This is a genomic window from Pseudomonas synxantha, assembly GCF_900105675.1.
GTDB classification, from domain to species: domain Bacteria; phylum Pseudomonadota; class Gammaproteobacteria; order Pseudomonadales; family Pseudomonadaceae; genus Aquipseudomonas; species Aquipseudomonas synxantha.
Window position 1 is genome coordinate 193,333 of sequence record NZ_LT629786.1, and the last position, 14,238, is coordinate 207,570.

Annotated in this window: 12 protein-coding genes; 5 read left to right on the forward strand and 7 right to left on the reverse strand. The window is 60.9% G+C overall.

What is annotated here, in order from left to right:
* Positions 1-9: 9 nt before the first annotated feature.
* From phrB to BLU48_RS00910, 5 genes are all read right to left on the reverse strand, one after another.
* Positions 10-1,452 (reverse strand): deoxyribodipyrimidine photo-lyase, encoded by a 1,443-nt coding sequence (gene phrB, locus BLU48_RS00890; RefSeq protein WP_057024876.1) that lies wholly within the window; start codon positions 1,450-1,452, stop codon positions 10-12.
* A complete protein-coding gene (locus BLU48_RS00895) occupies positions 1,453-2,382 on the reverse strand; it encodes a MerR family transcriptional regulator (RefSeq protein ID WP_057024877.1) in 930 nt (309 codons plus the stop codon).
* Positions 2,383-2,385: 3 nt separating this feature from the next.
* Positions 2,386-3,345, reverse strand: a complete 960-nt coding sequence (locus BLU48_RS00900) for a YbgA family protein (RefSeq protein WP_057024878.1) — start codon at positions 3,343-3,345, stop codon at positions 2,386-2,388.
* A gap of 110 nt (positions 3,346-3,455) precedes the next feature.
* Positions 3,456-3,671 (reverse strand): TIGR02450 family Trp-rich protein, encoded by a 216-nt coding sequence (locus BLU48_RS00905; RefSeq protein WP_057024879.1) that lies wholly within the window; start codon positions 3,669-3,671, stop codon positions 3,456-3,458.
* Complete coding sequence (locus BLU48_RS00910; RefSeq protein WP_057024880.1) at positions 3,668-4,654, reverse strand: NAD(P)/FAD-dependent oxidoreductase; 987 nt, start codon at positions 4,652-4,654, stop codon at positions 3,668-3,670. Before BLU48_RS00910 ends, BLU48_RS00905 begins: the two co-directional genes overlap by 4 nt.
* Before the next feature lie 212 nt (positions 4,655-4,866).
* On the opposite strand from BLU48_RS00910, the gene BLU48_RS00915 reads away from it, so the two are divergent.
* Positions 4,867-5,766 (forward strand): TIGR01777 family oxidoreductase, encoded by a 900-nt coding sequence (locus BLU48_RS00915; protein ID WP_057024881.1) that lies wholly within the window; start codon positions 4,867-4,869, stop codon positions 5,764-5,766.
* A 14-nt stretch (positions 5,767-5,780) separates the two neighbouring features.
* Positions 5,781-6,806: a ferrochelatase gene (gene hemH / locus BLU48_RS00920; RefSeq protein WP_057024882.1), complete on the forward strand. Its 1,026-nt coding sequence runs from the start codon at positions 5,781-5,783 to the stop codon at positions 6,804-6,806.
* A gap of 127 nt (positions 6,807-6,933) precedes the next feature.
* Here the strand turns inward: hemH and BLU48_RS00925 are convergent, their stop codons facing one another.
* Positions 6,934-9,027, reverse strand: a complete 2,094-nt coding sequence (locus BLU48_RS00925) for a TonB-dependent siderophore receptor (protein WP_057024883.1) — start codon at positions 9,025-9,027, stop codon at positions 6,934-6,936.
* A gap of 110 nt (positions 9,028-9,137) precedes the next feature.
* Positions 9,138-10,298 (reverse strand): Do family serine endopeptidase AlgW, encoded by a 1,161-nt coding sequence (gene algW, locus BLU48_RS00930; RefSeq protein ID WP_043049273.1) that lies wholly within the window; start codon positions 10,296-10,298, stop codon positions 9,138-9,140.
* A 101-nt stretch (positions 10,299-10,399) separates the two neighbouring features.
* Between algW and BLU48_RS00935 the strand changes: the two genes are divergently transcribed.
* From BLU48_RS00935 to cysN, 3 genes are all read left to right on the forward strand, one after another.
* Positions 10,400-11,158: a Nif3-like dinuclear metal center hexameric protein gene (locus tag BLU48_RS00935; protein ID WP_057024884.1), complete on the forward strand. Its 759-nt coding sequence runs from the start codon at positions 10,400-10,402 to the stop codon at positions 11,156-11,158.
* Positions 11,159-11,339: 181 nt separating this feature from the next.
* Positions 11,340-12,257 carry a sulfate adenylyltransferase subunit CysD gene (cysD, locus tag BLU48_RS00940; RefSeq protein ID WP_057024885.1) on the forward strand — a complete coding sequence of 306 codons (918 nt, stop codon included), beginning with the start codon at positions 11,340-11,342 and terminating at the stop codon, positions 12,255-12,257.
* A 9-nt stretch (positions 12,258-12,266) separates the two neighbouring features.
* A complete protein-coding gene (gene cysN / locus BLU48_RS00945) occupies positions 12,267-14,165 on the forward strand; it encodes a sulfate adenylyltransferase subunit CysN (RefSeq protein ID WP_057024886.1) in 1,899 nt (632 codons plus the stop codon).
* Positions 14,166-14,238 lie beyond the last annotated feature (73 nt).

Sequence of the window (14,238 nt, forward strand, 5' to 3'; positions counted from 1 at the left end):
GCGAAATTGTCACTCATGTTCGGCCATCTCCTGACGTGAAGGCAGGCTGCGAAAGGCGGCCAAGGCACGCTCCCGGGACTGCTTCAGGTCAACGATGGCCCGCGGGTAATCCGCCACGCCGAACAGGCCGCCGGCCGCTGCCGGGTTATGCACCTCTTTTTTGTTCAGCGCTGCGAGTTCCGGCAGCCAGCGCTTGATGAAGATGCCATCGCCGTCGAATTTTTCCGATTGGCTCAGCGGGCTGAAAATTCGGAAGTAGGGGGCCGAGTCGGTGCCGGTCGATGAACTCCACTGCCAGCCGCCGTTGTTGGCCGCCAGGTCGCCGTCGATCAGGTGCCGCATAAAAAAGCGCTCGCCTTCGCGCCAGTCGATCAGCAGGTTCTTGGTCAGGAACATCGCCACCACCATGCGCAGGCGGTTGTGCATCCACCCGGTTTCCAGCAGTTGGCGCATGGCCGCGTCGATGATTGGCAGTCCGGTACGTGCCTGTTGCCAGGCGGCCAGGTCCGCAGGCGCGTCGCGCCAGGCCAGTGCTTCGGTTTCCGGGCGAAAGGCGCGGTGCCTGGACACCCGTGGGTATCCGACCAGGATATGTTTGTAGAACTCGCGCCACAGTAACTCATTGATCCAGGTGATGGCGCCGATGTCGCCGCTTTCGAACTCGCCCTGGTTGGTTTGCAGCGCGGCGTGCAAGCACTGGCGCGGCGACACTACCCCGGCGGCGAGGTAGGCGGACAGTTGGCTGGTGCCGGGTTTGGCCGGGAAGTCGCGCTCGTCCTTGTAATAGCTGATCTGCTGGTTGGCGAAGGCGTCGAGACGGCGGCGAGCTTCGTCTTCACCGGCGGGCCAGAGGGCGCGCAAGCTGTCGCTGGAGGGCTCGAAACCTTCTACCGTTGTCGGCACAGGATCGCTTTTCAACTCAAGCCTGGCCTGCGCCTTGGGCGTTGCGACCAGGCGGGGCAGGGAAGTGTGCAGGCGGTTGTAGCAGACCTTGCGGAACTGGCTGAACACCTGGAAGTAGGTGCCGGTCTTGGTCAGCACGCTGCCCGGCTGGAACAACAACTGGTCCAGGTAGCTGTGAAAGGTCACCCCGCGCGCTTCCAGGGCCTTGGCCACCGCAGCATCGCGCTGGCTTTCGTGGATGCCGTATTCCTCGTTGACGTGCACCGATTCCACCGAAAGTTCCTGGCACACCTCGCTCAACACAGTCGGCGCCTGGTTCCAGGTCGCCGCGTGGCGGATCAACAGCGGGATGTTCAATTCGCCCAGCGCCACGCTCAACTGGCGCAGGTTGCGCAGCCAGAAGTCAACTTTACACGGCGCGTCATCATGGGCCAGCCACTGCTCGGGCGTGACCAGGTAAATGGCCACGACCGGGCCGCGCTGGCTCGCGGCAGCCAGGGCGGTGTTGTCGTGCAGGCGCAGGTCGGTGCGCAGCCAGATCAAATGCATTTAGACAATTCCACGCTGGATCAATAACTGGTGGGCCGCCAATGGGTCTTCGGCCACAAACAATTCAGGCATGTCACGGGTTAAGTCGGCCAGCTCGACGTGATGGATACACACCGTTGGGCCGGCAATCAATATTGGGCAACTGACGCCGCCCAATAGTTTTGTGAGTGCCGACAAATGGAGGGCCTTGCTTGAGTACAACAGCACGGCACGCGGTTGCAGATGCTCCACCGCCAGCGCCAATTCGCCGGCCGGCAGTGGCCAGTCAAACACTTCCACCGGGCAATCGGCACTGCTGGCCAGCCAGGCGCTGAGCCACAAGTGTGGTTCCAGTGGCAAGTCGGAATGGTTGATCAGCAGCAGCGGTGCGCCGTGGAGCTGGCGATTGTTGTGATAAATCCGCGCGCCGAACTTGCTGCGCAGCCAGGACAGGAAAAACACCCGCTCCATCTGCGCGCCGAACTGGCCCTGCCAACGCTGCTCCAGCTCCCGGAGCAGCGGCAGCATCAATTGTTCGCACAAGGTACGCGGCGGGTAGAGCGCCATGGCTTGGTTGAAAGCATCGTCGACCCGGCGTTCCGCCAGTTCGCTGATGGCACTGAGCAAATGCTGGCGCAGGCTGTGCCACTCGTTTTCCATCGGCTCGGCACTGGGTTGGGCCGAATCGATCAAATCCTTGACCTGGCTGACTGGCACGCCGCGATTGAGCCATGTGAGGATGGCATGGATGCGTTGCACGTGTTCGGTACTGAACAGCCGATGCCCCTTGGGCGTGCGCTGGGGCACGATCAGGCCGTAGCGGCGTTCCCAGGCGCGCAGGGTCACAGCGTTGACGCCGGTCTGGCGTGCCACTTCACGGATCGGCAACCAGCCGTTTTCCAAAGCCAGGGCAATGTCTTCGCCGGGTTCGTCGAGCAGGGCAGGTTTCATGGATTAAATCGCATTACGCAGGCTGAGGTTTTCCGGGTGCGGTTGCAGGTAGGCCTGCTGCGCGATGTAGCGGTCCGGATGCTGGCGAAAGTGATGCTTGAGCAGGGTCAGCGGCACCACTAGCGGCACAATGCCGTGGCGGTATTGGCCGATGACGGTTTGCATTTCCTGTTTGTCATCGTCGCTGATGACCTGCTTGAGGTAGCCGCTGATGTGTTGCAATACATTGGTGTGAGTGCCGCGTGTGGCGCACTTTTTCAGGCCTGCCATCAGCTCGCTGAAGTAGCCGTGGGCCAGTGCCTGGAGATCGACGCCCTTGCCCATGCTGCCGAGCAAATGGCCCAGGCTTTTGTAATGCGCCGGACTGTGGGCCATCAGCAGGTATTTGTAGCGCGAGTGGAACGTCAGCAGGCCGTGACGGGTGAGTCCCTCGGCCAGCAATCGCTGCCAACTGGCGTAAACGAATACGCGAGTCAGGAAGTTCTCGCGCAGCACCGGGTCATTCAGGCGGCCGTCTTCTTCCACCGGCAGGTTGGGGTGGCGTGCGCAGAATGCCCGGGCGTAGATACCGCGCCCGCCACCGTCGACGGGCGTGCCGTTGTCGCGGTATACCTTGACCCGTTCAAGGCCGCAGGACGGCGACTTCTGCATGAAGATGTAGCCGCACAGGTCGGTGTGTTCCCGGGCCATTCGCTGCCCGTAGTCATCCAGAGGCTGCGTAACGTTGAGCTCACGGTTTACCGTGCCAACGGCTTGCGGCGCGGCAGGGTCGCCCACCAGGCGGATCGGCTCCCGAGGGATGCCCAGGCCGATGGCGACTTCCGGGCACAGCGGCACAAAATCGAAATAGTCGCTGAGGGTCTGGGTGCACAGCAGGGATTGTTTATGCCCACCGTTGAAGCGCACGTTTTCACCCAGGAGGCAGGCACTGATGGCGATCTTCGGTTTTGCATTGCTGGACATAAGCAAACCTCTGCAAGAATCCTGTACAAGATGGAAAACTTGTACAACTAACTCTCATCATAGGTCCGATGTTGTACAAGTCAAATAATTTGTACAGGTCTTTGCAGGGTTTACTTCCAACCCATTTGCCAGGCTTCGACGTTCTGGAGGGTCTGCCAGGAAAAGCGTTCAGTACGCCGAGTGAGGATGGCTTGCAGTTCAATCTCCAGCACAGTGCCTTCTTCGTCACAAAACACTTCAGTGACCAGGAAATGTTTTTCCTTGTGGCGGGGCTGTGCTGCCGTCCATTTCGACAGCAGCAGTTTGGCGGGATTGATGCGATTCATTGAAGATGCTCGATCAAGCGCCGCGCCGCTTCCTGGCCGCTGAGCCAGGCGCCCTCCACACGGCCGGATAAGCACCAGTCACCGCAGACGAACAATCCCAGGTCGGCATCGGCCAGCACTCCGAACTCATGGCTGCTGGACGGCCGGGCATAGAGCCAGCGGTGCGCCAGGCTGAACGAAGGCGCCGGCATGGCGCTGTGCAGCAGCTCGGCGAAGGCGCCGTGCAGGTGTTCGATTACTGCTTCCTTGGGCAGGTCCAGGTGCGCCTTGCTCCAGGCGCTGGTGGCGTGCAGCACCCAGGTGTCGAGGGTGGTGTCACGCCCGGGTTTGCTGCGATTGCGTGCCAGCCAATCCAAGGGGCTGTCTTGTACGAAGCAGCCCTCCATTGGCGTATCCAGGGGCTTGTCGAATGCCAGGGCGATGGCCCAGGTCGGGTCCATCTTTACGCCGGCCGCGGCACTCGCCAGTTTGGGCGCGGCGGCCAGCAACGTGGTGGCCTGGGGCGCCGGCGTGGCAACGATCACATGACTGAAGGGGCCATGGTTGCCGCCGTCCGCGTCGAGCAGGTTCCAGTGCTGCGTACCTTGGAATACCTCGGTGATGCGGCAACCGAACTGCACCGGCAAGTCATCGAGCAGCGCGCGCGTAATGGCGCTCATGCGCGGCGTGCCGACCCAGCGGATCTGTTCATCGGGCGAGGGCGTCAGCTGGCCGGACTTGAAGTTGTACAGCTGGGGCTTCCATTGCTCTGCCCAGCCGTTACTTTGCCAGCGCTGCACTTCGTTGACGAAGCGCCGGTCACGGGCGGTGAAATATTGTGCGCCCATGTCCAGGGCTCCGGCATCGCTGCGTTTGCTGGACATGCGTCCGCCGCTGCCGCGGCTTTTATCGAAGAGTTGTACAACATGCCCCGCGTCTCGTAACGCTCGGGCGGCGGAGAGACCGGCGATGCCGGTACCAATGATCGCGATAGGAACAGTCATGGGAGGCCTCGTTTTACCGTTGGGTACAGACTACGCCGACACCAATAGCTGTACAATATTGTTTTTTGGTATAAGTTTTGGCGTGCCTGATTGTGTGGCGTGACCTATGGTTAAGCTAAGGCTTAAACGCTCGTCACGCTCAATTATCAAAATGATCCCTGCTTATAAAATAGACCAGTGAGCGGCGGCGAACGTTACATGAGGAGAGTCCCATGCATATTTTGCTGACCGGCGGTACCGGCCTGATTGGCCGTCAACTCTGCAAGCACTGGCTTGCCCAGGGCCATCGACTGACGGTGTGGAGCCGACAACCAGAAACGGTTGCCCGGGTGTGCGGTGCGCAGGTGCTTGGGGTTGCTCGTCTGCAAGAGGTGATTGGCACGGTGGACGCGGTGGTCAACCTGGCGGGTGCCCCCATTGCCGATCGGCCCTGGACCCACAAGCGCAAGGCGTTGCTGTGGAGCAGTCGCATCAGTCTCACCGAAATCCTGCTGGCGTGGATGGAAAGCCTGGAGCAAAAACCGGCGGTACTGATCTCCGGTTCCGCCGTGGGTTGGTATGGCGACGGCGGCGAGCGCGAATTGACTGAGGCCAGCGGCCCGGTACTGGATGATTTCCCCAGCCAGCTGTGCATTGCCTGGGAAGAAACCGCCCAGCGTGCCGAAGCCCTGGGCATACGTGTGGTGCTGGTGCGTACCGGCCTGGTGCTGGCGGCCGAGGGCGGCTTTTTGTCGCGCCTGTTGCTACCGTTCAAACTGGCGCTGGGCGGGCCGATCGGCAAAGGTCGGCAGTGGATGCCCTGGGTACATATCAAGGATCAAATCGCCCTGATTGATTTTCTTCTGCACAAGGAAGACGCCAGCGGTCCTTATAATGCCTGCGCGCCCCACCCAGTGCGTAACCGCGAGTTTGCCAAGACCCTGGGCCAGGTGTTGCATCGCCCGGCGTTCATGCCGATGCCGGCCTTCGTGTTGAAGGTTGGTCTGGGAGAGTTGTCCGGCCTGTTGCTGGGCGGGCAAAAGGCACTGCCCGAGCGGCTGTTGGCGGCGGGTTTCACTTTCCAGTTCACTCAATTGCGTGCGGCTCTGGACGACTTGTCCAGCCGCCTCTAGAGATAGGATGTTGCATGACGGATCACGCGTTGTTACTGGTCAACCTGGGCTCGCCAAAGTCCACTTCGGTGGCCGATGTGCGCAGCTACCTCAATCAGTTCCTGATGGATCCCTACGTGATCGACTTGCCTTGGCCGGTAAGGCGCTTGCTGGTGTCGCTGATCCTGATCAAGCGTCCCGAGCAGTCGGCCCATGCCTACGCATCGATCTGGTGGGACGAGGGTTCGCCGCTGGTGGTGCTGAGCCGTCGCCTGCAACAGCAGATGACCGCGCAGTGGACCCATGGCCCGGTGGAGCTGGCGATGCGGTATGGCGAGCCGTCCCTGGAAACCACCCTGACGCGCTTGGCCGCCCAAGGCATCCAGAACGTCACGCTGGCGCCGTTGTATCCGCAGTTTGCCGACAGCACCGTGACCACGGTGGTGGAGGAGGCCAAGCGTGTGGTGCGCGACAAGAAGCTGAATATCCAGTTTTCGATCCTGCAACCTTTCTATGATCAGCCCGAATATCTGGATGCCCTGGTGACCAGCACCCAGGCTCACCTGACGCAGGATTACGATCATTTGTTGCTGAGTTTCCATGGCTTGCCCGAACGGCATCTGAAAAAGCTCGACCCTACCGGCGGGCATTGCTTCAAGGATGCCGACTGCTGCAGGAATGCATCACCTGAAGTGCTCGCCACGTGCTATCGCGCGCAATGCTTCAGCGTTGCCCGGGATTTTGCCGAGCGTGCCGGCTTGCCCGATGGCAAATGGTCGGTCGCGTTTCAATCGCGTCTGGGTCGGGCGAAGTGGATCGAGCCCTACACCGAGACACGCCTGGAAGCGCTGGCCCAGCAAGGCGTGAAAAAGTTGCTGGTGATGTGCCCGGCGTTTGTCGCCGACTGCATCGAGACGCTGGAAGAAATTGGCGATCGCGGTCGCGAGCAGTTTCGCGCGGCGGGGGGCGAGGAGTTGGTGCTGGTGCCGTGCCTGAATGATGACCCGCAGTGGGCGGCGGCGCTTAATACCCTGTGCGAACGAGCTCCCGTTGCCTTGTAGCCAAGCCTTGCGGTGACTTAAATGTGGGAGGGGGCTTGCTCCCGATAGCAGTGTGTCAGTCAGTACTTCTGTCACTGATCCACCGCTATCGGGGGCAAGCCCCCTCCCACATTTAGTCCCATGCTCGTCAGAGATTGAGGGTCAGGCTGACGGTGAGGTTGCGCGGTTCACCGGGGTTCGCCCAATAGCGGCTGTAGGACCGCTCGTAGTACTTCTCATCGAACAGATTGTTAAGGTTCAACCCCACGGTGACATTCTTCGTAGCCTTGTAGTGGGCCAGCAAATCCACGGTGTGATAGGCCGGCAGCTCGAAACCTGTACCCGCTTCACCGGAGCGATCACCGACATAAGTGAACGCTGCACCCAGATCCGAGCCACGCAACGCGCCATCCTGGAATTCATACACCCCCAACAGACTGCCACTGCGCTTGGCTACGCCGAGAATGCGGCTGCCGGTGGGGATTTCTTTGTCGCCCTTGGTCACTTCGGCGTCGATATACGCGAAGGCGCCGATCACACGTATGGCGTCGGTCACTTGCCCGGTCACTTGCAGGTCAAGGCCCTGGCTGCGAGCCTTGCCCATGGCGCGGTTGGTGTCGGTCGCCGGGTCCAGGGCCAAAACGTTTTCCTTTTCGATATGGAAGGCGGCCAGGGTGGCGCTGAGTCGCTCGTCAAACAGTTCGCTCTTGATCCCCACCTCATAGCCCACGCCTTCTTCTGGCTTGAAGGATTTGCCACCGGCATCCAGGCCGCTGTTTGGCTTGAACGAGGTGGACGCGTTGGCAAATACCCCCACTTGTGGCGTGAGTTGGTAGAGCAGGCCGGCGCGCTGGGTAAAGGCGTCGTGGGTCTGGCGACTTTTGACGTGGTTGCGGGCAAAGTCGTCGGTGCTTTGTTCGAAATGTTCGAAGCGCGCGCCGATCATGCCGCGCAGGCGGTCGGTGAAGATGATCTGGTCTTGTAGATTCAGCGCGTGGCTTTTGGTCTGTTCGAAGAAGTCGGTACCAGAGCGTTTGCCATTGGCTTTGGGCTGGCCATAGACCGGTTTATAGATATCGATAGGGTAGTCGCCATCGATCGCTGTCACGCGCTCTTTCTTGCGGTAGTCCTCGTATTCGGTGCCGATCAGCAGTTCATGCTGCCAACTGCCAATATCGAACAGGCCGCGTAGTTCCAACTGGGTGATGCTGTCGTGCCAGCCCGTGGAGCGTTCACGGTAGCGGCGGTTGACGGTGCGGCCATCCGCGTAAAGCGCACGGCTTTCCGACGCGTCGCCCCACAGACTGCCTTGCTTGTAGTGGCTGGCCAGGCGCAGCTTCCAGGCATCGTTGAGGTGGTGTTCCAACGCGGCCTGGATGCGATTGTTGTGGTTATCAATGTTGCCGTCGTTGGGCTCGCCGAGGAAGGTTGAGTGGGACATGCCGGTATTGGCGACGATGCCGCGGTCGAAGGTGGAGCTGTGGCGCACGAATTCGCTTTCTACGAGCAGATGGGTGTCGGGGTCGAGTTGCCAACTGAATGAAGGCGCGACGAACACCCGTTTGCTGTCGACGTGATCGCGAAAGCTGTGGTTGTCTTCCACCGCCAGGTTGACCCGGGACAATACGCGCCCTTCGCCGTCCAGCGGTGTATTCACGTCCAAAGCGGTGCGGTAGCGGTCCCAACTGGCAGCGCTGGTCTGCAGGGTGGTGAAGGCGTCGGGCTGGGGTTTCTTGGTGACGATATTCACCGTGCCGCCAGGGTCGCCACGCCCATACAGGCTGGCGGCGGGGCCCTTAAGCACTTCAATGCGTTCGATATTGGCAGTATCGGGTGTGCTCGGGTAACCGCGGTTGGCGCTGAAACCATCCTGGTAGAACTCGGACGTGGTGAAGCCGCGCACACTGTATTCGTAGAGGGTCAGGCCGCCGAAGTTGTTCTGCTTGGACACGCCGCCGGCAAATTCCAGGGCGCGTTCCACACTGGTGCTGCCCAGGTCCTTGAGCACTGTGGCCGGAATCACGCTGATCGACTGTGGGATATCGCGCACGGCGGTGTCGGTCTTGGTGGCACTGGCCGAGCGTGTGGCACGGTAGCCCGTGACTGGTCCGGTGGCGGATTCATAGGCCTCGGAGGTCACGCTGATGGTGTCCAGTTCCAGGGTGTTTTCTTCGGCGTAGGCAGGGTCGAGCAGCAAACCCAGGGCCAGGCCGGCCGAGGGCACAAACTTGCGAGGCGGCATGATAGAGCGTTCCAATGGCGATATTGAAACAATATAACATGCCTAATGAGAATGAATACTGTGAAACGTACCCTGCAAGCGCCCGCGAATGGGCGCCTGGTATGCGTGGGCTATTGTTCTTCTTTCACCGGCGCCGTTGCCGGCGGTGGGCGCAGGCCGATTTCCGCCGACAGCTTGATTTCCTTGCCGTTGCGCATGACCTGGATCGCCACCTTGTCGGTCGGCTTGATCCGCGCCACCTGGTTCATCGACTTGCGGCCATCACCGGCCGGGGCTCCGTCGATACTGAGGATCACGTCGCCCAGTTGCAGGCCGGCTTTCTGCGCCGGGCCGTCGCGGAAGATCCCGGCAACCACGATGCCCGGGCGCCCGGTCAAGCCGAACGACTCGGCCAGTTCCTTGGTCAGTGGCTGCACTTCAATGCCCAGCCAGCCACGAATCACCTGGCCGTGTTCGATGATCGACTTCATCACTTCCATCGCCAGCTTCACCGGGATCGCGAAACCGATGCCCTGTGAGCCGCCGGACTTGGAAAAAATCGCGGTATTGATGCCCGTCAGGTTGCCATTGGCATCCACCAGCGCGCCGCCGGAATTGCCTGGGTTGATGGCCGCGTCGGTCTGGATGAAGTCTTCGTAGCTGTTAAGGCCCAACTGGTTACGCCCAGTGGCGCTGATGATGCCCATGGTGACCGTCTGGCCTACGCCGAACGGGTTGCCAATGGCCAGCGCCACATCACCCACGCGCAAACCGTCGGAACGGCCGAGGGTGATGGACGGCAAGTTCTTCAAATCGATCTTCAGTACCGCAAGGTCGGTTTCCGGGTCGCTGCCTACCACGCGGGCCAAGGTCTCGCGACCGTCACGCAGGGCCACCACGATCTGGTCGGCGCCGCTGGTCACATGGTTATTGGTGAGGATGTAGCCTTCGGGGCTCATAATCACCCCGGAACCCAGGCTGGACTCCATGCGGCGTTGCTTGGGACCGTTGTCACCGAAGTAGCGGCGGAACTGCGGGTCTTCGAACAATGGATGAGCGGGTTTGTTGATGACCTTGGTGGTGTACAGGTTGACCACCGCAGGTGCTGCAATGGTGACCGCATCGGCATAGGTCACCGGGCCTTGGACCACCGTGCTGGTCTGCGGCGCCTGTTGCAGGTTCACATCCAGGGTAGGCAGGCCCACCCACTGGGGATAACGCTGAATAATCAGCATCGCGATCAGCACGCCAGCCAACAATGGCCATCCAAAAAAACGCAGTGCCTTGAGCATCAAGTAAGTCCTGACAGGTTGCAGGGGGCGGGAGAGCGCCCATAATGTCGCGCATTATACGAGGCTGCGAGGCCTGCGAACCGGATATTTAGGAGTCTTTTATGGCCGTCCCCCTTACTACCCTCGTCGAGGAAGCGGACCGCTACCTCGGCAGTGCAAAAATTGCTGATTATTGCCCCAATGGCCTGCAGGTCGAGGGGCGCCCGCAGGTGATGCGCATCGTCAGCGGTGTGACCGCCAGCCAGGCGCTGCTGGACGCCGCTGTCGAAGCCAAGGCCGATCTGGTGCTGGTGCACCATGGCTATTTCTGGAAGGGCGAGAACCCGTGCATCACCGGCATGAAGCAGCGCCGCCTGAAGACCCTGCTCAAGCATGACATCAGCCTGTTGGCCTACCACTTGCCTTTGGACCTGCACGCCGATGTCGGCAACAACGTGCAACTGGCGCGTCACTTGGACATCACTGTCGAAGGCCCGCTGGACCCGAGTAACCCCAAGATCGTCGGCCTGGTTGGCTCCCTGGCTGAGCCTCTATCGGCCGGGGACTTCGCTCGCCGCGTGCAGGACGTGATGGGCCGCGAGCCACTGCTGATCGAAGGCAGCCAGATGATCCGTCGCGTCGGTTGGTGCACCGGGGGTGGTCAGGGCTATATCGACCAGGCAATTGCCGCGGGTGTCGACCTGTACCTGAGCGGTGAGGCGTCCGAACAGACCTTCCACAGCGCACGGGAAAACGACATCAGCTTCATCGCCGCCGGCCATCACGCCACCGAGCGCTACGGCGTCCAGGCGTTGGGCGACTACCTGGCGCGACGCTTTGCCCTGGAGCACTTGTTCATCGATTGCCCGAACCCGATCTGAATGTGGGAGGGGGCTTGTCCCCTCCCATACTAGCCCCCCATTTCAGGCCAAACTCGGCGGCATATTCATATACCGTTTCGATCTAGTTGGCGCCCTGAATAGAAGCAGGTGCTGTGCTAGCATGCCTCGCTCGAACACGGCCCGCTGGCCGTCCATAAGATCGTTTTTTCCGTGAGTAACCATGGTCGACAAACTGACGCATCTGAAACAGCTGGAGGCGGAAAGCATCCACATCATCCGCGAGGTCGCCGCCGAGTTCGACAACCCGGTGATGCTCTACTCGATCGGTAAAGACTCCGCCGTGATGCTGCACCTGGCACGCAAGGCCTTCTTTCCAGGCAAGCTGCCGTTCCCGGTGATGCACGTCGACACCCGCTGGAAATTCCAGGAGATGTACAAGTTCCGCGACCGCATGGTTGAAGAGCTGGGCCTGGACCTGATCACCCACGTCAACCCCGATGGCGTGGCGCAGGGCATCAACCCATTCACCCACGGCAGCGCCAAGCACACCGATATCATGAAGACCGAGGGCCTCAAGCAGGCCCTGGACAAGTATGGTTTCGACGCAGCGTTCGGCGGTGCCCGTCGCGATGAAGAGAAATCCCGTGCCAAGGAGCGCGTGTACTCGTTCCGCGACAGCAAGCACCGCTGGGACCCGAAGAACCAGCGCCCGGAGCTGTGGAACGTCTACAACGGCAACGTCAACAAGGGCGAGTCGATCCGCGTGTTCCCGCTGTCCAACTGGACCGAGCTGGACATCTGGCAGTACATCTACCTGGAAGGCATCCCGATTGTGCCGCTGTACTTCGCCGCCGAGCGCGACGTGATCGAAAAGAACGGCACGTTGATCATGATCGACGACGACCGCATCCTCGAGCACCTGTCCGACGAAGACAAAGCCCGCATCGTCAAAAAGAAAGTACGTTTCCGCACCCTTGGCTGCTACCCGTTGACGGGTGCGGTGGAGTCCGAAGCCGAGACGCTGACGGACATCATTCAGGAAATGCTCCTGACGCGAACTTCCGAGCGCCAGGGCCGGGTCATCGATCACGATGGTGCCGGCTCCATGGAAGACAAAAAACGTCAGGGTTATTTCTAAGGGGTTGTCATGTCGCACGTATCTGATTTGATCAGCGAGGACATCCTCGCCTACCTGGCCCAGCACGAGCGCAAGGAAATGTTGCGCTTCCTGACCTGCGGTAACGTCGATGACGGCAAGAGCACCCTGATCGGGCGCCTGCTGCACGACTCCAAGATGATCTACGAAGATCACCTGGAAGCCATCACCCGCGATTCGAAGAAATCCGGCACCACGGGCGACGATATCGACCTGGCCTTGCTGGTCGACGGCCTGCAGGCCGAGCGTGAGCAGGGCATCACCATCGATGTCGCCTACCGCTATTTCTCCACCGCCAAGCGCAAATTCATCATCGCCGACACCCCCGGCCATGAGCAGTACACTCGCAACATGGCCACTGGCGCGTCTACCTGCGACCTGGCGATCATCCTGATCGACGCCCGTTACGGCGTGCAGACCCAGACCCGTCGCCACAGCTTCATCGCCTCGTTGCTGGGGATCAAACACATCGTGGTGGCCGTCAACAAGATGGACATCAATGGCTTTGATCAAAGCGTCTTCGAGTCGATCAAGGCCGATTACCTGAAGTTCGCCGAAGGTATTGCGTTCAAGCCGAGCACCTTGGCCTTTGTACCGATGTCGGCGCTCAAGGGCGACAACGTGGTGAACAAGAGCGAGCGTTCGCCCTGGTACACCGGCCAGTCGCTGATGGAGATCCTCGAGACCGTCGAGATCGCCAATGACCGCAACTACACCGACCTGCGTTTCCCGGTGCAGTACGTCAACCGCCCGAACCTGAATTTCCGTGGTTTCGCCGGCACCCTGGCCAGCGGCATCGTGCACAAGGGCGACGAAGTGGTGGTGCTGCCGTCGGGCAAGAGCAGCCGGGTCAAATCCATCGTTACCTTCGAAGGTGAGCTGGAAAACGCCGGCCCAGGCCAGGCCGTGACCTTGACCATGGAAGACGAGATCGACATCTCCCGTGGCGATCTGCTGGTGCATGCCGATAACGTGCCGCAAGTGACCGACGCTTTCGACGCCATGCTGGTGTGGATGGCCGAAGAGCCGATGCTGCCGGGCAAGAAATACGATATCAAGCGCGCCACCAGCTACGTGCCGGGCTCCATCACCAGCATCGTGCACCGCGTGGATGTGAACACCCTGGCCGAAGGCCCGGCGAGTTCGCTGCAGCTCAACGAAATCGGCCGGGTCAAGGTCAGCCTCGACGCCGCCATCGCGTTGGATGGCTATGACAGCAATCGCACCACCGGCGCCTTTATCGTCATCGACCGTTTGACCAACGGCACCGTGGCTGCGGGTATGATCATCGCGCCGCCGGTCAATCATGGCGGTTCTGCGCAGCACGGCAGTCTCGCGCATGTCGCCACCGAAGAGCGCGCCCTGCGTTTCGGCCAGCAGCCGGCCACGGTGTTGTTCAGCGGGCTGTCCGGCGCTGGCAAAAGCACCTTGGCCTACGCGGTTGAGCGCAAGCTGTTCGATATGGGGCGTGCGGTGTTTGTACTGGACGGCCAGAACCTGCGTCACGACCTGAACAAGGGCTTGCCTCAGGACCGTGCCGGGCGTACCGAGAACTGGCGCCGTGCAGCTCACGTAGCACGCCAGTTCAACGAGGCTGGCTTGCTGACCCTGGCCGCATTCGTCGCGCCGGATGCCGAAGGCCGTGAGCAGGCGAAGGCGCTGATCGGCGCTGACCGTCTGCTGACGGTCTATGTGCAGGCCTCGCCGCTGGTGTGCGCCGAGCGTGATCCGCAAGGTTTGTACGCGGCGGGTGGGGATAACATCCCGGGTGAGTCTTTCCCGTACGACGTGCCGTTGAACGCCGACCTGGTGCTCGATACCCAGGCCTTGTCGCTGGAAGACAGTGTCAAGCAAGTGCTGGAGTTGTTGCGCCAGCGCGGCGCGATCTAAGGTTTGACGCTACAAAAAAGCCCGCCACCGATGACTCGGTGGCGGGCTTTTTTACATCTTCAAGATCGAGCGC